14 protein-coding genes are annotated in these 18,635 nt (G+C 41.1%); 12 read left to right on the top strand and 2 right to left on the bottom strand.

Translation table 11 applies throughout. The annotated features are described in order from the left end of the window. The 10 genes from LRM46_RS01320 to LRM46_RS01275 all read left to right on the top strand — a co-directional run bounded on the left by LRM46_RS01320 (position 1) and on the right by LRM46_RS01275 (position 15,162). The gene (locus LRM46_RS01320; RefSeq protein ID WP_243813271.1) at positions 1 to 2,898 is read left to right on the top strand and encodes a TrbL/VirB6 family protein; all 2,898 of its coding nucleotides are present in this window, start codon (positions 1 to 3) and stop codon (positions 2,896 to 2,898) included. A gap of 125 nt (positions 2,899 to 3,023) precedes the next feature. After that, positions 3,024 to 5,558, top strand: coding sequence for a TrbL/VirB6 family protein (locus LRM46_RS01315; protein ID WP_243813270.1), 2,535 nt, complete (start codon positions 3,024 to 3,026; stop codon positions 5,556 to 5,558). A 29-nt stretch (positions 5,559 to 5,587) separates the two neighbouring features. Next, positions 5,588 to 6,490: a PrgI family protein gene (locus LRM46_RS01310; RefSeq protein WP_243813269.1), complete on the top strand. Its 903-nt coding sequence runs from the start codon at positions 5,588 to 5,590 to the stop codon at positions 6,488 to 6,490. 9 nt (positions 6,491 to 6,499) lie between these two features. Next, a complete protein-coding gene (locus LRM46_RS01305; RefSeq protein ID WP_243813268.1) occupies positions 6,500 to 7,375 on the top strand; it encodes a TraC-like domain-containing protein in 876 nt (291 codons plus the stop codon). After that, a complete protein-coding gene (locus tag LRM46_RS01300) occupies positions 7,375 to 9,234 on the top strand; it encodes a VirB4-like conjugal transfer ATPase, CD1110 family (RefSeq protein ID WP_129631974.1) in 1,860 nt (619 codons plus the stop codon). The genes LRM46_RS01305 and LRM46_RS01300 overlap by 1 nt, the downstream gene beginning before the upstream one ends. Positions 9,235 to 9,251: 17 nt before the next feature. Further along, positions 9,252 to 12,230, top strand: coding sequence for a M15 family metallopeptidase (locus LRM46_RS01295; protein WP_243813267.1), 2,979 nt, complete (start codon positions 9,252 to 9,254; stop codon positions 12,228 to 12,230). Then, positions 12,230 to 12,688, top strand: a complete 459-nt coding sequence (locus LRM46_RS01290) for a hypothetical protein (RefSeq protein WP_243813266.1) — start codon at positions 12,230 to 12,232, stop codon at positions 12,686 to 12,688. The genes LRM46_RS01295 and LRM46_RS01290 overlap by 1 nt, the downstream gene beginning before the upstream one ends. Beyond that, a complete protein-coding gene (locus LRM46_RS01285) occupies positions 12,681 to 13,901 on the top strand; it encodes a phage tail tip lysozyme (RefSeq protein WP_243813265.1) in 1,221 nt (406 codons plus the stop codon). Before LRM46_RS01290 ends, LRM46_RS01285 begins: the two co-directional genes overlap by 8 nt. Continuing rightward, entirely contained in the window at positions 13,901 to 14,509 is a 609-nt protein-coding gene (locus LRM46_RS01280) for a hypothetical protein (RefSeq protein WP_243813264.1), read from the top strand. Before LRM46_RS01285 ends, LRM46_RS01280 begins: the two co-directional genes overlap by 1 nt. 2 nt (positions 14,510 to 14,511) lie before the next feature. Beyond that, positions 14,512 to 15,162 (top strand): hypothetical protein, encoded by a 651-nt coding sequence (locus LRM46_RS01275; RefSeq protein ID WP_243813263.1) that lies wholly within the window; start codon positions 14,512 to 14,514, stop codon positions 15,160 to 15,162. Here LRM46_RS01275 and dnaN read toward each other — a convergent pair. After that, the gene (dnaN, locus tag LRM46_RS01270; protein WP_178143072.1) at positions 15,152 to 16,249 is read right to left on the bottom strand and encodes a DNA polymerase III subunit beta; all 1,098 of its coding nucleotides are present in this window, start codon (positions 16,247 to 16,249) and stop codon (positions 15,152 to 15,154) included. The genes LRM46_RS01275 and dnaN overlap by 11 nt on opposite strands. A gap of 245 nt (positions 16,250 to 16,494) precedes the next feature. Beyond that, on the bottom strand, positions 16,495 to 17,850 hold the full coding sequence (dnaA, locus tag LRM46_RS01265; protein WP_243777849.1) for a chromosomal replication initiator protein DnaA: 1,356 nt from the start codon (positions 17,848 to 17,850) through the stop codon (positions 16,495 to 16,497). A gap of 223 nt (positions 17,851 to 18,073) precedes the next feature. Between dnaA and rpmH the strand changes: the two genes are divergently transcribed. Continuing rightward, positions 18,074 to 18,211, top strand: a complete 138-nt coding sequence (gene rpmH, locus LRM46_RS01260; RefSeq protein ID WP_129631950.1) for a 50S ribosomal protein L34 — start codon at positions 18,074 to 18,076, stop codon at positions 18,209 to 18,211. A gap of 59 nt (positions 18,212 to 18,270) precedes the next feature. Next, positions 18,271 to 18,618 (top strand): ribonuclease P protein component, encoded by a 348-nt coding sequence (gene rnpA, locus LRM46_RS01255; protein WP_129637026.1) that lies wholly within the window; start codon positions 18,271 to 18,273, stop codon positions 18,616 to 18,618. Positions 18,619 to 18,635 lie beyond the last annotated feature (17 nt).

The following is an 18,635-nucleotide window of genomic DNA, read 5'->3' as shown; positions in this document are numbered from 1 at the left end:
ATGAAGGTGTTTATGTTTATGAGTGGGTTTGGTCGTAGAAACGTCTTTAAGAGTATAGTTTTATATTTGTGCGTAAGCGCCTTATTTATATTACCAATTTCTACGCTATTAACCTCTTTACCTGCATTTGCCGCTGGGTACTTTGACGGTCTCAGTACTCAAGAAAAATATAAGTTCTATGTTTATGCGCGCGCATTAGATACATGTTTTGTCCGTGCAGGAAGTAAGGCGCCCAACAGCAACGTAGAGGAGCTGAAAAAGGGAAAAATATTTAATAACGTTGGCGACGGATCTTACGTAGGAACTTTTCCAGGCTTTACAGGATACAATAACTCGGGAGGATATTTTGATTGCAACTCAGCTGAACTTATGAGTACAGCTGTTAGTCAATTCAACATACAGCCACAAGGAAGATCCTCCGCTGTAGAGGTATTGCTTTGCAAAATAGGATACAGGAGAGGCACTAACTACACCCTGTCCGAAGACGAATGTATAAATGGAAGTGGTGCATTTGGTAAAAAAAAGAAGTCTGCAGGAGGGAAGGATGATAGACAAGTTGACGCTAATGTATATTCAAAAGGAAAGATATTTGAAGTACTAACAAATTTATCAGGTTATAAAAATGGTATAGAAAACTCCGATCCTAGCATAAAATATCTGGTTTCGAGGTCCATGATAAAAGGTTGCGTAAAAGACGACAATCCTCAACCTCAACGACACAGCTCAAAAGATTGGGAAATACCAAATATAGATGGTAACGGAAATTTAACTAACTCATATTACCTACCTGGCGACGGGCAGGGTTATAATGTGGGCGGATCAAATAACCGTGAATGGCCACAGAATCATTATGACGCAAACATTTCTGAATGGCAGTGTATGAATATATATCAACGCCTGGTGGAGTCGGCGCCAAAGTATCAAGAAGCACTAAAGCAGTCAGCCACAGACACTGCATGCGCAGGATTAGCAGGAGATAAGTTAGAAGTATGTCAGAATGGTGTAGAAAACAAAGATAACCCTGAGTATTGTGGCAGAACCTATAAGAACGAACCAGAAAAAATAAATGCCTGTAAGCAAGGTCAGTCTGCTAAAATAGAGACTCCATCGGACGGTGACGGCGGCGGAGAAGAAGAGAAAAATTCGTGCGGAGTCGACGGTATAGGGTGGCTCGTCTGTCCTTTGATGAGTTTTGCTGGCAGCCTGGGAGATGCCTCCTACTCCGCAATATCGTATTTTCTATCTATCGATAGCGGAATCTTTGATAGCAAATCAAATGGGGGATTAGAGCAAGCTTGGAAGTTCTTCCGAGATATTGCAAACGCCGTATTTGCCGTAATATTCCTGTGGGTAATATTCTCCCAAATAAGCAATGTCGGCGTCAGTAATTATGGAATTAAGAAAATTCTACCAAGATTAATAATAGGGGCTTTGCTCGTAAACTTATCTTTCTATCTCTGCCGATTGACTGTAGACTTGTCTAATATCCTCGGTTTTTCTCTTAAAGGGGTTCTGGAGGGGGCGGCATCAGGAGTCGGCACTCAATCAGCAGAGGTTGGTACCTTCAACACCTTAATCGTTGGCGGACTAGCACTAGTTGGAGTAGGTCTGTTTATATTCCTTGCTGTAAGTATACCTACTATTTTAGCGCTGCTTCTGGCGCTGCTTGTAGTGTTGGTCATACTAATCGTTCGACAAGCTGTCGTCATATTGTTAATAGCAATATCTCCATTAGCATTTGCAGCATGGCTTCTACCAAACACTGAAAATTTATTCAAAAAATGGGTATCAATGCTTAGGGGGTTGTTAATTGTATTTCCTGTAATATCTCTTCTGTATGGAGCTGGAAAGTTAGCGGGAGCCGTATTGGCTGCAGTCGGCACAAACGATCCAAACAATCCAAAAGAAACCATGCAGGTTGCAGCCTTGGCGGCGTCTATTTTGCCATTAGGCGCCACACCTTTTGTGATTAAAAGCTCATTAAACTCATTAGGTAGTATCGGAGCAAAGATAGGCGGACTTAGTGGTGCTGCAACCGGCGTCTTAAAGAACTCTGCGAAGAATACAACCAGAATGAACGCCGCTAAAGCCAGAATTAACGATGTTAAGAACGCATGGAAATCTCGATCTGCTAGAAAGATGGCAGAAAGAAGGTCTGGTAATACTTGGCTTGGAGAAAAATCCGCCAAACTTCGAGAAAATGACAATAGATTTGTAAGAGGAGCAGGTGTCGTTATTAACCCAATGAGGGCTTTAGATAGGAGCTCGTTTGGTCAAAAGATAGGTCTTGGTGAGGGCGAAAGAGCGGCACAAGAGGCTTATGATAAAAATGCAATGGAAAAAGCTGAACGAGCAATCACGTATCAACATGGCGGAGATGCGGTAGCGGCTCTAAAGGACGAAAATGCCGACAAGTACATCAGGATTGCAGCCGTTAACCAACTTAAGAGTCAGGGAACCTACGGTGCGGATAAAATAGCAGAATATCTAAGTGCCGGAGGAAAGGTGGACAGTGTCAGTATGGCTAAATCACTCACCGATATGAAAGGATCTCATGCGGGTGTTGCCGAAGCCGGGGCTGAAGCACTCCAAGCTCTTCAGAAAAAAGATGGACCATCAGAAATTAAGTTCAGCTCGGATCGATTTAACAGTCTTACTGCTTCAGGTGTAGGCAAATTATCAAATAAAGACATCGCTGGACAAAGTGCCAACGCCATCCAAAACAGCAATATTACCGCTGATCAAGCCACTGAAATCTTGAGTGATGACATATTATACTCTTCCGCTAATAATGCCGTGAAATCTGCCTTGATGGCAAAAGGAGGAGAGCGAATTATTCCGCAAACTCCTCAAGATAATCAGAATGACCAGCAGAATAATAGTAGTTCTGGGGGATAATTATTGCTACATCTCAAGAAGATGTAAGAAAGGCATTAGAGGATTCTAGACGATGAGGTAGCTAGACGCATGCTTCATACGCTCTCTCTTGACTTTTTCCATCAAAAATGCTAATATAGCCTCAGATGGAGTGGTTAATTTCCCGTAAGCAGCTTCTTAACAAGTGGCTGCAGTGGTTCGTATTGCTGATAGCAGGGATGCTGGTGGGCATTTTTCTTAATACCTTAACACACTCAACCTCTGTTTACGCCGTAGACGCAGAATGGAGCGGCCATAATTTAACCTATAATAAAGAAAAGTATACAAAGGTAAGTGATGATAAAAAGATTAAACAATTTAACCTACCTGATAATTCGCTTGTTTATGTTAACGAAGATAAGAATAAAAAAGAAACCAAGGTTATTTATTTCCCATCAAGCGAAATATCTTCACTAAGTTCCGCAACTTATGCAGTTTATTCATTTACACCACCGAACACTTATGAGCAAACCAGCACCTCAACTATTTCAATTGAATCGCCATCTGAAAATTCAACCAGTACTTCCTGTGACGTACAGGGAATAGGGTGGATTATCTGTCCAGTTTCCAATTGGCTGGCTGATGGCATAGATTATATGTACAGCGCGCTTCAGGAGTTCTTAAAAACTAAGCCATTAGAAACAACCAACCAAAATAGTGGAATTTATCTGGCGTGGGTCATTATGCGTAACATTAGCAACGTGGCGTTTATTGTGGCGTTTTTGGTAATTATCTACTCACAATTGACCTCTGTAGGAATTAGCAATTACGGCGTTAAAAAAATGCTCCCTAGGTTAGTAATTGCGGCGGTGTTGGTCAACTTATCATTCACGTTTTGTGCTGTATTGCTGGATTTATCAAACGTAACTGGCTACGCCTTCCAGGACGCTTTCATGGGGATTAAAAATACCATATCCACTGTAGGAGAAAATACGGGCGTAGGTTGGACATGGTCGGAAGTTATTATGATGATATTGTCCAACGGGGCTTTAGCTGGCGGGGTAGTCGCAACAGTAGCCATGGGCGCAGAATTGCTACCGTTGGCGCTATCAGCATTAGTGGGAATAGGTCTAGTACTTCTCTTAGTGCTTCTAATTATGGCAGCGCGCCAAGCTTTAATTGTAATCTTAATCATCATTTCACCTTTAGCATTTGTTTGTTATTTACTTCCTGGTACAGAAAAATGGTTTAAGAAATGGCGAGACTTATTCTTCACGATGTTAGTATTCTTCCCGGCATTCGCTGTAATATTCGGTGGAGCACAATTGGCAGGAATAATAATTATCCAAAACGCTACAGGAGCAAATGGTGGAATAATGCAGATTTTAGGTATGGTAGTTCAGGTTATACCATTAGCCTTAACACCTATAATTCTGAAACTTAGCGGCGGAGTATTAGGCAAATTTGCTGGGTTTGTTAATGATAAAAACAAGGGCTTATACGACAGGACTAAGAACTGGTCTAAAGATCGCCGCGAAACTATTAAAAACAAGAAACTGGCTAATGCCAATATGGCGCGATTCAACCCAAATCGTTTACGCCGTTGGGCAGATCATAACAGTAGATTGCGTAAAAAGGATCTGGAAACTTCACAGAAAAATGCCGAGAATTCATTTAGAAATACAGCCAGGTATAAGAAGTCAGACTTGTATGCCAGGCAGGCTTCCAGACGCTCAGATTTCTTATCTGCACAAGATGATAATCGCTATACCGAAGCTACGCTGGGTCACGCACCAGATGATATATACGAAAAAAGATCTCTATACGATCGTGCTAGGAGAAATATGTCGGCTACATATGCAACTCGACAAGATTTGAAATCTCATCAGAAACAAACTGCATTTATGAATGACATTAAAGATCTAGAAACCGAAATTGCAACGGCAGGTCTGATTAAAAATAATGCTCAACGTCAACAACATAGTGAATTTGCAGAGCAATTGATAAGTAATAAAGAACTTCGAGAAAAAGCTGGCGGCAATGTATTTACAGACGAGAATGGCAATTTGATTGGTGCAAATGCAGCCTTAGCTTCAGCCATAGCAACCAGCCGTAGCGAATATGCTAAGTCAATTGATGAAGCTCGTCAAATCATAAAGCACTATAAATTGGATGCAAAACATAGGCAGGGATTAGCCCTGAACAAATTATCTATACCCCTTCCTGGTGGAGTTAATTTATCTGGAGATAGCATATTCGTACGTGAAGCCGCAATTGAAGAGCAATTTAAATACGGTACTGCGACGGAAATCGCTGAACTTCTTAGTGAATTGCCACCAGAATTCTATTCTTCTGCAGCTTCAGGATTAGCGGAATCTGGTATAAAGAACAGAGCGTCCTTTATAGGAGGTAAGCTCATCGACGACATGCTGAAGGGCGATATTAATAACAGGGGAGATCTAATGAACTACTTTGCTGAATGGTTGCAGAGTGGTAAATATAAACCTGAAACTTTAGCGTCTACAGATGCCGACGCTGTTAAATTGTTAATAGAAGCTGTAAATACCACCTCTATTATTACAGACAATAAACGTCAAGATATCAAGGGTGTTATCAATACAATTCTTACCGACAGGAGGTTATCTGCAAACGTAACAGATGCCGCCAAAGAACAATTTGAGATTTTCCGCAACATGTTATAATCTCCATATTTTGATATAATATAAGCAGTATGTCGGTGTATAAAGTTCCTCAAGATGTCGAGGCGGAGGACAAACTGCTCGGGCCGTTTAGTTTCCGACAGTTTGTGTTTTTAATTATAGCTGTTATCGGAATCGCTATTGCGTACGGTTTGAGTACAATTTTACTACCTTTGGCAATAATTCCTGTGCCGATAATTTTATTCTTTGGAGCGCTGGCTTTACCGCTTAAAAAAGATCAGCCAATGGAAGTTTATTTAGCAGCAGTTATTTCTTTTATGCTAAAACCAAAAAAACGACTATGGCAGCCTGATGGAATTGAAAGATTAGTCGAAGTTATCGCGCCAAAAGTCGAGGAGAAGACTTACGGTAATAATTACGATCAAGCCGAAGTCCAGCGAAGATTATCGTATTTGGCAAATCTGGTAGATAGTCAAGGTTGGTCGATTCGTGGCGTCAATGATCCTAACAGTTCAATGCGTGCCGATTTGTTTAACGAAGGACAGGCAGCTAACGACATATTGGATGAAAATAGTGCTACGGCGCAAAATATCAATCACTTAATAAATCAGTCCGATGTTCGTAGGCGACAAGAAGTTATCCAAAAGATGCAAACAGGGCAATCTGCTACGCCGCCTCCCGCACAACCACATCAACCAGATAATCCTACTCCAGCCACACCACTACAAATGAATCCATACCCAACAATGCGTCAATCTGTATTAAATCCTGTGTCCGGACAGCCTACCGCGAGCGCTCCAGCTCAAACTCAACCGACAACCACGCCGCAAACTAGCGTAAACGAGGTGTCACCTGCTATAATAGAACTGGCAAATAACCGCGACCTCTCGATTGAAACGATTGCGCGTGAGGCAAATCGAATTCAGCAAGAAAATAAATTATCAGATGAGGAAGTGGTGATTTCACTACGTTAGGTGGGGTTTATGCAACCAGAGTTACAAAATCAACAATCTTATCAGCAGGTTCCGCAAACCAATGCGGCTCTTCCTAATGTCCCTCAGCAATCACCAGGGGTAATTGGTTCGGGACCAAATCCAACTGCGCCGTCTCCAGATAAAACCCCTGAGAATAAGAAGCAAAAAGGACCAATTAGTACCCAGAATACGCTGCTTTTCTCTGAAATGCGTGAAAATATGATCATTATGAGCGACGGCAGTTTTCGGGCGGTAGTGGAATGTGAATCGATCAACTTTGACCTGATGAGTTCACGCGAAAGAGAGGGAATTGAGTTCAGTTATCAAAACTTCATTAATTCTCTATATTTCCCAATTCAAGTTCTTATCCGTTCACGCCGCGTGGACATTGGCCCATATCTGGACAGATTGGCTGAGATTCGCCGCAATCAAGATAATATGCTCCTCAACGTTTTAATGGACGATTATATGGATTTCATTGATATTCTGGCACAAGAAGCAAATATTATGGATAAGAGCTTTTACGTTGTCGTTCCATATTATCCAGCTGGCGAGGAAAATGCCTTCAAACAACAGACTAAGGGACTATTTAATAGCTTCTTCAGTGGAAAAAAAGAGGCAACCGTAACAAAAATTGACCAAGTCACTTACACCAAAGCCAAAGATGAAATTAAAAACCGCATTGATTCGGTTATGAACGGACTATTCCAAATGGGCGTAAAAAGCTGGCAATTAAATACCAGGCAACTGGGTGAACTGTTCTACACTTCATATAATCCCGACACGTCGTCACGTGAATCGCTAGAGGACATTGATCCGAGCGAGCTTACGACCACTTACGTAACTAAGGGAACTGGTCCGTCACCGAGAGGAGGAAGGTCATAATGGCAAAGAAGAAATTAGATGCCGTTGATATTGCTGCTCAACAACGAGCTCGTGAACAAGCCGAAGTCGAACAGGCCTTCTTAACTGGCGTTCGAACTCTGCGTGATTTTATTGCGCCAAGTAGTATTGAGCTTCATTCCGACCATTTCCGACTTGGCTCAAAATATGGCCGCACAATGTATGTTTATGGCTATCCTCGCCAAATCTACACCGGCTGGCTTAGTTCAATCATTAACATCGATGAAGTGCTGGATATTAGTATGTTTATTTATCCAGTCGATACGCAAATTGTCCTGAATAACCTGCGCAAAAAAGTTACTCAGCTGGAAGCAACCATGAATATAAACATGGAAAAGGGAAAGGTGCGCGACCCAGGCTTGGAAGCGGCTTTGCAAGATGCCGAAGAATTGCGCGACCAATTACAGATTGGCGCCGAAAAGTTCTTCCGCTACGGTTTATATATTACGCTTTACGCCGACAGCTTGGACGAGCTAAACTTCATCCAGCATAAAATTGAAACTATTTTTGGCCAGCAATTGGTGTTCTCAAAAGTGGCTTCCAGTCAGCAGGAGCAGGGATTGAATAGCTCTATTCCACAATTGACCGATGAACTACAGATTCGCCGCAACATGAACACTGGCGCAATTTCAACCAGCTTTCCATTCACTTCAGCCGATTTGACGGACAATAAGGGCGTACTTTACGGAATTAATATGCATAATAATGGCTTGGTGATTTTTGACAGATTCTCTCTGGAAAACGCCAATATGGTCGTGTTCGCTAAGTCTGGTGCCGGTAAATCATTTACCGTTAAGTTGGAAGCTTTGAGAAGTATGATGGTCGGGGCTGATATTGTGATTATTGACCCAGAAAATGAGTACCAAAAACTATGCGACGCGGTTGGTGGCAGTTATATTCGATTGAGTTTAAGTAGTGACACGAGGATCAATCCATTTGATTTGCCGCGTGTGATTGACACTGATGAAGCAGATGACGCACTGCGAGCCAACTTAGTTACGCTACACGGACTACTCAGGCAAATGCTGGGCGGCGCAGGAGTAGGGGCTGGCGGGCAAGTCGTAGCAGGATTATCGCCAGCAGAAGAAGCTGATATTGATCAAGCATTAATCGACACTTACGCACGCGTCGGCATTACTTCAGACCCATTGACGCACAATTCTACGCCACCGACGATTTCCGACCTATACGACACTTTGCTTCACATGGGCGGAACTGGCCCAAGCCTGGCTCAGCGACTTCGCAAATTTACCTCTGGAACGTTTGCTGGAATATTCTCGCAACAGAGTAATATTGATATTAATAATAATATGGTTGTCTTTAACATTCGCGACTTGGAAGACGAACTGCGACCAACGGCGATGTATATCGTTCTGAACCACATCTGGAATATTACGCGCACTGACCAGAGGAAACGTATGTTGATTGTTGACGAGGCTTGGCAATTGATGAAATATGACGATTCCGCCAACTTCTTATTCTCATTAGCCAAGCGCGCCCGCAAATATCAATTAGGTCTGACAACAATCACTCAGGACGTAGAAGACTTCGTTGGAAGTAAAATGGGGCGAGCAATCGTTTCCAACTCCTCAATGCAGTTACTTTTGAAACAGTCTGCCAGCGCCGTTGACGTTTTGGCGCAAGTGTTCAAATTGACAGATGAAGAGCAGAAACGATTAGCCAATTTCCCAGTTGGGCAAGGATTATTCTTTGCTGGACAAAATCATGTTCACATTCAGATTCAGGCTAGCGATACCGAATATAATTTGATCAATACAAATCCCGTATCGCAACAAATAAAACCGTCAGATTCACCAATCGGCGGCTACGGAGCGGTGTAGAAAAATAGCGAGAAAATATGGCACGAGTTGATTATACGACAGATTCCGAAACCGACAGCAGATTAAATCCTGCTGAGCAGGCTAAGTTTGATCAAATCTCGGCTGGTTATGACAGCGGGTCAGAGTTAAGTGATCGCGAAAAGGATGCTATAAACGACCTTGAATCTCAGTTTGATAATAAAGATTCGGACTTAAATCCTAATCAAAACGATTCCGCCAGCGCCGCCGTTAATGACCAAGAATCTTCTGCTCCAGGCAACAGTTTTTATCAGCCGTCTGCGGGAAAAAAGAAAAGTCCAGTAACGTTCAAATCTTTGCTGAAAAAACGCGGACCGATTGCAGCTATTGCCGGAATATTGGGACTGGGCGGTGGAATTCTGGGAATATTTCTTAGTCCAGCGACAATGTTACAAAATATTATGGAGAATTTCACCTGGAAAAACGACTCCGCCACACCCTCTAAAATATCCAGAATTAAACAGGTTATGAACGGATTCCTGGATTCTAAAGATGGCCCAGGAATCTGCGCTAATAGCAGTAAGAAGATAAGATGTAGAACAGGAAAGTTGTCCTATAAAGCATTAACGAAGTTCAATAAATCGGGAATTATTCCAGTCGATGTTGACGGCAACGAAATGAAGCTGAAGAAAACTGGTTATCCAGAAAAAAATCCAACCCATTGGAAGGTAGAAGGATTAAACGACGGGAAACCTATTGAGTCGTCGAAATTAAAAGACGAACTGCTCAAAAAAGAGAATCGTAAAATTGCCAGTAAAGTTTATGGCAGAACTGGCTTATTTAAAATGCGTTTCCGTGCCTGGACAGGAAAACATATAAGTAAGCTTTACAAGAAATTTGGTCTTAAAAGAAATAGTGCGATTTCAAAAATTGACAAAAAACTCGGAGTAAAAGAAAAGGCAAATAAACTTAAAGAAAAATTACCAGGCTTTAACGACGACAAGGCTATCGGTGGAATCAATGAAAGAGTTACAAAATCAACAGAGAAACTAAAAAAAGGCGGGCTAGTATACGTCGCGGCAGCAGGAATATGCCTTGCGCTAAAACTTCCCAACATCATCGCATCAGGAGTAGCAGCAATTCAGTTAGTACCTTTATTAGGGCTAGTTATGGATGTAATATTATCTCCTGGATCACAAGCTAAGGCTTCTGGACTCGACTCTAGTGGCAGTGGATTCTCTCAAGAAACGATGGAAACCATCGGTACCATGCTAACCGAAAGAGGAAAGATGAAAGGGTCCGATAACGCTGAAGGATCGGCATTAGATTCTCCGTATTTACTGGCGGCAATGGGCGTAAATAACGACAAGCCTGGAATTGCAAAAAACTACATTCCTGGATATTCAGTAGCTACAAATCCTATAGTTCGTACTCTCAATTCCGCCGAAGAGGTTAGCGAACCAGTGTGCAATTATATACTAAGTCCAGTTGCTATGTACTCCTCTCAAGCAGTAGACCTAGCAATAGACGCTACCGGGGCGGCTACTTTTGGATTAACATCATTAGCAAAGTGGATTGCAAAAAAGACATTAGCCACAGTAACCACAGAATTACTTAAGTATGCCGTTGGCGATACCGTAAAGAGAGTCCTCAAAGAATTGGCAGTAAGTATGCTTACATCAAATAATGCTCAGTATAAGGATTTGGGTGATGCACTCGGCGTTGGTGCGGCGGCGTTCTTTGCAAGCGGATCTATGGGGCAGATGCTACCAGGGCTTAAAATGAGTCAATTGGCAGAATTCAATGGAATCCAAATAGCAAACGAAGAATTCCAAAAAGAAATGGATATTGCTTCATTAAGCCCATTTGATACGTCCAGTAGATATACATTCTTAGGTAGTATATTCCATAATATGGGCAATATGATGATGGCTAATGGGACTTATAGCAAAACTCCAGTAGCAATGCTATCTAATATTCTCAGGCTACCTTCTATGGCATTATCTTATTCATCCACTGCAAAAGCAGCAAGCGGTATGTATTCTGATAAATATTGCGGATATGCAAAAGACTTTTCTATGGGCAGTGGGTCATCGGAAGATCCAGCCGTGAATATGGCAGGATTACCGTGTACTGGTATAACCAACAGCCAGGCAAACATGTCAGTAGAGGAAGCTATTCAAATTGCCGAAGATGAAGGATGGATACAGAAAGATATGGACATTCCAGATGGCGCAGATATATCCGATCTCATGAATAATGGATACATAGTTAAAGACACTCCTCTTCATGACTTTGTAGAAGACTGTGGAGATGCTAGCACCGGAAGCTATTGGTTTAGCAATGGCGGGTGCACAGCGCCATCAGATTCAACACGTGTCGCAAAAATTACTGAAAAAACATATAAAGATGAAGAAGGGAAAGATATTACCAATGAGTCATTTGGAACTGAAAATTCCGCTAAGCAATACGACGATAGAAAGCTTTCCGCTATGTCAGTATTACTAATTGACTTCCAAATTGCCCAATCAATCAATGGCGAAGATGACGAAGAAGACGCCCCTTCAACCACGGCTAAAGCTCCAGACAATGGCGAGGCAGTTGGTGAGCCGCAATTAGAAGAAGCACAGGCCAAATGGGGCAGCTACGAAAATGGTAAAATTCCAGACTCAGAACTACAAGCTCTATCTTTTTCACCAGGCAATAAAATGAATAAGAAAGCTGCGATTGCTATGGAAGAGATGAATAAAGCATACAAAGCTGATAACGGTTCCGACCTCATCATAAATGACGCCTATCGAGAATATGACAGGCAAGTTAAACTTCGTGAACAATTAGGCAGCACCGCGGGCGTTCCAGGTACATCAAATCACGGCTGGGGACTTGCTGCAGATATTGAAGTTGGCGCGTTTGGGTCTTCTACATATAATTGGCTAAAGGCTAACGCCCACAAATACGGTTATGTGCATCCCGCTTGGGCTGAGCCAGGTGGAAGTAACCCCGAACAATGGCACTGGGAATATGCGAGGAAGGTCTAATGAATAAAGAAAATAAAGTCATATTAATATCATCCGTATTATTTTTAATAAGTATTACGGCAACTTTCCTCATTATTAAAAACCCTGACAGCAATCAATACACAACTATTCTGTCATCATCCCAAAACACCAACGAAAACTCAAGTAATCCAAATAACGCTCACGAGCAATCATCAGAGCAAAAAGTTATCACTGAATTACTAAACTCTACCTCCAGCACCTACGGCAACCGTGAATTAAAAAAGTATTCAATAGTAAAAGAGCAGGGCGAATTTAAGTTGGTTGCGCTAGAAATTTATAGCGAGAAATTCAAATCTACTTATAACACGTATGCAATTCTAAGAAATAATTCGGTCATAACAGGTGTTAATGATAGAGAATCTCCAGACGCCTTAAAAAGTATTGGTGTTCCTGCAGATATTATAAGCGAATATAAGAGGAATCGATCTGATGTATAAAAAATTGTCTATCGTTCTTTGCTTTGTTATATCTTTTGCTATTACTATGCAGCCAGTATCTTTGGCGGCAGGATATCCCGATTCATATGTAACAAACGATATTCTTTGGTATAAAGAAAATGATTCAACAACTTGTTCCGGATCATCTTCTAATGGAGTGTCAGGATCTGATAACCAAGAAAAGATTTGGGGATATCTACGTAACGCAGGATTAAGCGCCGAACAAACAGCTGGCGTGATGGCTAATATTCAAGCAGAATCCGGATTTAGTCCTACCAGACACGAAGTAGGTCAAGGATGGGGGTCTGGTGGCTGGGGACTCGCCCAGTGGACGTTCGGAAGGCGAACGCTTATAGCCAACAAAATACCGTCTGAGTTAAAAAAATATTACAGCCAAGAGTATGGTGGCGCACCTAACGACAAGGGTATGGTCGACTCTATTCCAGTAGAAGACAACGACAAGCTATTGATCTTCGAATTAGAGTATTTAGTGCAAGAGGGGACAGAAAGACCCGTTACTGCTCGTGGATTTGGTACCGCTTCAAATTCATGGGAATTATTAAAAACACTGAAGACAGTTGATGACGCCACTGTTTTTTGGCATGACGATTTTGAAAAATCAGCCATGACAAAAGATGAAGTTAAAAATATACGCGGTACCGCTGCACAAAAAATCTATGAAAGATTTAATGGTACGGGCGGAAGTGGAGGAGGATGTTCTTCGTCAAGTGGTGGCGGCGACTTTATTGACTACGTCAAACGTTATGCCTGGCCAGAAAAAAAGGTTCGTACAGACAAAAAACCTGATTACGAAAAAGCTATAGAAAAGGCAAAAAGCGAGAACAGATTTACTGGCGGTACGTGTTTCGGTGGCGGTGTTGATTGTGGCGCGTTTGTAACAACAATTTTGAACGACAGTGGGTTTGATAAAAATTATAACTACGGAGGTGAGAGCGGCAAAGCTGGACCAACTGGTGTACAGAGAGCGTGGGCAGAAGCCAACTGGCAAACTCTTGGCAACGGCAGCTCAATCAACGTAGCAGACCTTAAACCCGGTGATGTCGCCCATAGCCCAGGACATACATTTGTTTTTGTTGGTAATATAGAAGGATTTGACTCAAATATAGCATCCGCCTCATTGTGTGAATACGCCCCAAAAGCAGGCGGTGAAAGTCTAACATCACCAAGCGTAACTTGGTTTAGGAAGAAATGATGAATAAAAAAATAATTAGCAGTATATTTATATTATTATCAGCCAGTACATTAGTATATGGTGTCATAACCTACGTAAATAGACATGACACCACTCCAGTTTACCTACTAACCTCACCCGATAAGGCTGAAATTACTACTGGCAATCAAAAATTTATCGGCTCGCAAATCGTATATTTAAAACCAGGAACATACGATTTTAAGGCATCAAGAAGTGGCTTTAAGGATGAGAGCATTAATGTCGAAGTAAAGAAGGGTAATCCGTTAAGGATAATTTTTGCACTCACACCCACGACAGAGAAGGCTATTAAAGAATTACAGTCTTCGTCTAAAACATCAGAAATAGACAGAGCTACAACAGACAGACTTGCTAATGAGCAAAAAAAGTTGGAAGACGCCAATCCTATAATTAAAAAATTACCAATAAAAAACTTAATTTATTCAATTGGATATAAGGCAGACCCTAACCATAAGAATGGAGTTATCGTAGAAATCGATACTATAGAAGGATATAGAAATGCTGCTCTCAATAAGATTAAAGAGCAGGGGTTTGACCCGTCAAAATTAAATATTACATTTAGAAACTACGCTAATACATTTACGGAGTAATTATGAATCGAAGGAATATTATCATCGGCAGCATTACATTAGCAATATTAACGTTAATATTGCTAGCGATTATGTTCATCCAGCCAACACACACTATATCTATAACTTTCGATAAGGAAAATCTGTCAGCGAAAATATATCGTAACACAGGCAAAAGCACTTCCGAAATTACGTCGATAAACGGTAGTTCTAAGATACAGTTATCAGACGGCAAATACATAATAAAGACGTCATCTAAGTCCGGTTCTATCAATGAGAATTCCACGGAATTTACTGTAAAAGGATCAGATGAAAATATATCTATAAAAACCGAATATAGCCAAAAATTCATGTCTAGCAAAATAAATGAATATAGAAATGATATTTTAGAGATATTATTTGCCAAATATCCAGAATTAAAATCATCTTTTATACTTCAAAAAGAAATTATTCTAGGAAATGATGCGGACTGGTATGCGGCTAGTTATCAGAGAGGCGTCATAGATAGAAACTCCGGTGATGTCTACACTGTTATTTTGAAGAAAGAAAACGACAAATGGGTGATTAAAACTAAGCCACAAATAATCAATACTATATACAACACAAAAGATATACCAGAAGATATTTTATCAGAAACAGCCTCCAGATTATCTCCGTTTTCTGCTAACTCTTAAGTGGCATAATAATGTGCGTATAATCAGGATTTTTTACTTGCTCGCGAATTACACACGGCGACAATTTGCCATTAAACGAAAATACGATTTCATCCGCGTCAATAATATTCAAAACCTCAGTTAGGTAGCGTGAATTAAGCGTTACTTGACCATCTGCGGATATTTTGGCTGTTGCCTCTGAGGTGTTCTCGCCAAGTTCAGACGCAATCGAATGAATAGAAAGCAGGGAATTTTCCTCTGATGCAGTAATTGTAATTCCACCGCCAGATTCACGCGCGAATAACGCCGCAATTTTCGTAACTCGACTAAAATCAGACTTCTTAATGACAATCTCAGTTTCAGCAGTCGCTGGAATCAATTGGCGATAATCAGGGAATTTCCCGTCGATCAATCGACTGACAATTTCCATATCTCCCGTCTTAAAACAAACTTGAGAATCGTCAAAAAGAACCGTAATTTTCTTCTCATCGCCGACACTCTTACTGACTTCCGCCAGAGTAGAGGCGGGAATAATAGCCGACACTTCATTGTCTGACTTTATTAGGCGCTTTTCTGCCAGCCTGTAGCCATCAGTAGCAGCCAAGTATAGCGACCCTTCGTAATTGTGCCAATAAACTCCCGTAAGAACTGCTCGCGTAACGTCAGAGCTGACAGCCAACTTCGTTTGGACTATGGCTTTCTTAAGATCCTCAACGTCAATTTCATATTGCATAGCGGTCTTTTCATCAATAGTTGGCAGCTCAGGATATTCATCAGCCACTACGCCATTGATAACTGATGAGAATTTTCCTGAAGTTATATGCAAATGTTCGTTTTTAGTTTCAAGTTCCACCGGGCCGCTTGGTAGGTTTGTAATGAATTCTGATACCAATCGGGCAGGGATTGTAATAGATCCATGATCTTCAATTTTCGCGCCAATGTATTGAGTGGAAGCAATTTCCAAATTCGTTCCAGCAATCAATAATCTTCCTCCGTCAGTACGAAGTAAAATATTATTCAATATCGGCAGTTCATTACGACTTGATGCGATATCTTTGATTAGATTAAGTGCTTTTGCAAGTTTTTCTTGGGTGACTGATACTTTCATTATACTTTCCTTAATTTTTAATTAGTCTTAATAGTAATAGGTGCTGTGGAAACTGGGTAAAAAATGTGTTCAAACAGGGGTAGAGTGGCGATAAAATAGGTGGAAAACTCTGTGTGCTATTTGTGGACTTTATAGTGGATATTTGTGTATTATTCCACTGTCTGCTGACTTGTCGTTTTCTTTCCACAGATCTGTGTGTTGGTAAGTCGCCGCGAAAACACAACATCTGCACAGCTTTTCCACAATTAATGAACATATAATTTATCCTTAATGTCGTTAATTTGCTCGCGAATACTGACATTTGTAAGGCTTTCTTTAGTAATCTTCTCAATTGAATGCATAGCGGTCGTATGGTCTTTTCGTCCAAGCTCTTGGGCAATTTTCGGAAAACTCATTTTCAGTTCGCTACGCAGAAGGAACATCGCAATTTGCCTTGGCATCGCGATAAATTTATCTCGCCTAGATGAACACATATCTTTTACGTCAATATTATAATAACGAGCCGTCTTATCAATTATCTGTTTGGCGGTTATATGTTGTGGTCTATTGCGTTTGATATCTCCCAAAATTCCTTCAGCTGCCGCTAAATCAGGCGTGAAATTCTGCATTTCCGCATAAGCAAGCAGTCGATTCAAAGCGCCTTCCAGTTCGCGAATGTTTGTCTTAAAGTTGGTCGCCAGATATTCTACAACATCGGAATCTAGTTCAGTGTTGCTGAGTTCGGCTTTCGCTTTAACAATAGCGCAACGAGTTTCATAATCAGGCATCTGAATATCAATTGCCATACCCCATTCAAATCGACTACGCAAACGATCGGTTAGAGTAGGGATACTTTTTGGCGGTTTGTCTGAGCTAATGATAATTTGCTTGTTGTTCTGATGAAGATCGTTAAATGTATGGAAAAATTCGTCCTGAGTTTTTTCTTTCCCAGCGATAAATTGCATATCATCGACAATCAATACATCGACATTGCGATATTTATCAGAAAAACCTTTTTTCTTGAAACGAATAGAATCCAGAAACTCATTAACAAACGTTTCTGTAGTGATGTAAAGCACGCGCGCCGAAGGTTGTTTTTTAACTATCTCGTTGCCAACAGCCTGCATTAAGTGAGTTTTACCAAGTCCAGAGCCGCCGTAAAGATAGAGCGGATTATATTTTTCTCCTGGGTGTGCCGCGACCGCTTGGCAGGCAGCATAGGCCAAGTCATTACTCGAGCCAACGATGAAGTTGTCAAAGGTATACCTGGGATTAAGATTACTAGAATGAGATTTTTTCGACGGTAGAATCAGCGGCTTTGCTGGTTCTTGTTGCCCACTTTTATCAACTTCACGATTAACGCGCGGTTTTTTATTGCTAGATTCGACGTTATAGGAAATAGACGGGGCATTAATGCCATTATGAGCCAAGGCTTCCAATATTTGCGGATGAAATCGCTTTTCAAGTTGAGTTCTAGCAAAAATATTCGGCGCAATTATAAGAACTTCTTTGTCGGAGATTATTTCCAATTTGGTATTTTTGAACCACGCAGTAAATGACGAAGACGATACAGTTACTTCAATCTCACCTAAAACACCCTGCCAGACCGCATGACTATCCACGAAAATTACTCCCTCAAATTCTGTTAACTGTCTTTACTATAGCAAATAAGGGGAGTTTTCCACAAGTATAAACGGAGTAGAAATGGTACTATTCAAAACAGGGGTGGAGTTTTCCACAATTAAAATTCTCATCTGTTAAAACTGTGGAAAAATATACGTCGATAGTGGAAAAGTCATTGTCGACTTGCAAAAAGTACCGAAAGAATATATACTATTTGTTGATATGCCAAAGCGAACATTTCAACCACACACCCGACACCGTGCAAAGACGCATGGTTTTAGGGCACGAGTTTCTACCAAGGCTGGTAGGCTGGTTTTGAAGCGCCGCCGCCTAAAGGGTCGCGCTAAAATTGCTATTTAATTAATAGCTAAAAATTATCCCGTCGATGAAGGCGGGATTTTTTGATATAATTGTAAAATATGTTACAACAATGTAATCGGTTTCATGGTCATGGCAGTCTTAAGTTTGTCTATAAAAATGGACAGGCGGTTCGTTCGTCTATAGCCACGATAAAATATGTGAAGAATCCGTATCGAAATCACAGCAGATTTGCGGTTGTTGTTAGTAAAAAAGTCCTAAAATCAGCGGTGCGTCGGAATCGTATACGTCGACGTGTTTATGAAATTATTCGCCTGGAACTTCCTAGTATGAAAAACGATCAAGACGTGGCTGTTATTATATTTTCGGCGGAAGTTTTATTGATGCCACATAAAGACTTGAAACAGACAATAAAGAATCTTTTCTCTCAAGCTCAACTGTATAAATAGGCGCTTTTTTGCTATAA

Source organism: Candidatus Nanosynbacter sp. HMT-352, assembly GCF_022819345.1.
In the GTDB taxonomy this organism is placed as follows: domain Bacteria; phylum Patescibacteriota; class Saccharimonadia; order Saccharimonadales; family Saccharimonadaceae; genus Nanosynbacter.
This window is presented reverse-complemented; position numbering and strand designations above follow the sequence as displayed.

What these genes read in the sequence shown, in the direction of transcription:
- LRM46_RS01310 (WP_243813269.1), top strand. Translation starts at nt 5,588, where the DNA reads ATGTCGGTGTATAAAGTTCCTCAAGATGTCGAGGCGGAGGACAAACTG.
- LRM46_RS01315 (WP_243813270.1), top strand. Translation starts at nt 3,024, where the DNA reads ATGGAGTGGTTAATTTCCCGTAAGCAGCTTCTTAACAAGTGGCTGCAG.
- LRM46_RS01320 (WP_243813271.1), top strand. Translation starts at nt 1, where the DNA reads ATGAAGGTGTTTATGTTTATGAGTGGGTTTGGTCGTAGAAACGTCTTT.
- LRM46_RS01300 (WP_129631974.1), top strand. Translation starts at nt 7,375, where the DNA reads ATGGCAAAGAAGAAATTAGATGCCGTTGATATTGCTGCTCAACAACGA.
- dnaN (WP_178143072.1), bottom strand. Translation starts at nt 16,249, where the DNA reads ATGAAAGTATCAGTCACCCAAGAAAAACTTGCAAAAGCACTTAATCTA.
- LRM46_RS01280 (WP_243813264.1), top strand. Translation starts at nt 13,901, where the DNA reads ATGAATAAAAAAATAATTAGCAGTATATTTATATTATTATCAGCCAGT.
- LRM46_RS01290 (WP_243813266.1), top strand. Translation starts at nt 12,230, where the DNA reads ATGAATAAAGAAAATAAAGTCATATTAATATCATCCGTATTATTTTTA.
- rnpA (WP_129637026.1), top strand. Translation starts at nt 18,271, where the DNA reads ATGTTACAACAATGTAATCGGTTTCATGGTCATGGCAGTCTTAAGTTT.
- LRM46_RS01275 (WP_243813263.1), top strand. Translation starts at nt 14,512, where the DNA reads ATGAATCGAAGGAATATTATCATCGGCAGCATTACATTAGCAATATTA.
- LRM46_RS01305 (WP_243813268.1), top strand. Translation starts at nt 6,500, where the DNA reads ATGCAACCAGAGTTACAAAATCAACAATCTTATCAGCAGGTTCCGCAA.
- LRM46_RS01285 (WP_243813265.1), top strand. Translation starts at nt 12,681, where the DNA reads ATGTATAAAAAATTGTCTATCGTTCTTTGCTTTGTTATATCTTTTGCT.
- rpmH (WP_129631950.1), top strand. Translation starts at nt 18,074, where the DNA reads ATGCCAAAGCGAACATTTCAACCACACACCCGACACCGTGCAAAGACG.
- LRM46_RS01295 (WP_243813267.1), top strand. Translation starts at nt 9,252, where the DNA reads ATGGCACGAGTTGATTATACGACAGATTCCGAAACCGACAGCAGATTA.